This window comes from Salmonella sp. SAL4457, from assembly GCF_046548235.1.
GTDB classification, from domain to species: domain Bacteria; phylum Pseudomonadota; class Gammaproteobacteria; order Enterobacterales; family Enterobacteriaceae; genus Salmonella; species Salmonella enterica.
Map to the genome: position 1 here is coordinate 1 of NZ_JBGDZO010001388.1, position 234 is coordinate 234.

Here is a 234-nt window from a genome sequence, read left to right on the forward strand (position 1 = left end):
TCTATAGCCTGCGTTCCTCCAGCAACGGCGACCAGGGCCTGATCACCGGCTACTACGAACCGGTCTACCACGGCAGCCTGAGCCAGGGCGAAAAAACCCCGGTGCCGGTCTACGGCGTACCGGACGACCTGGTGGTGGTCGCGCTGGAAAGCGTCTACCCGGAACTCAAGGGTAAGCGCCTGCGCGGACGCCTGGAAGGCCGGGTGCTGAAACCCTACGACGACGCCGCGACGA

At 65.4% G+C, this 234-nt stretch carries 1 protein-coding gene; it reads left to right on the plus strand.

Annotated elements, in window-relative coordinates; genetic code table 11:
• Positions 1–234: MltA domain-containing protein (locus tag ACLJNW_RS28715; protein WP_410962090.1), on the plus strand; the 234-nt coding region annotated here is incomplete at both ends.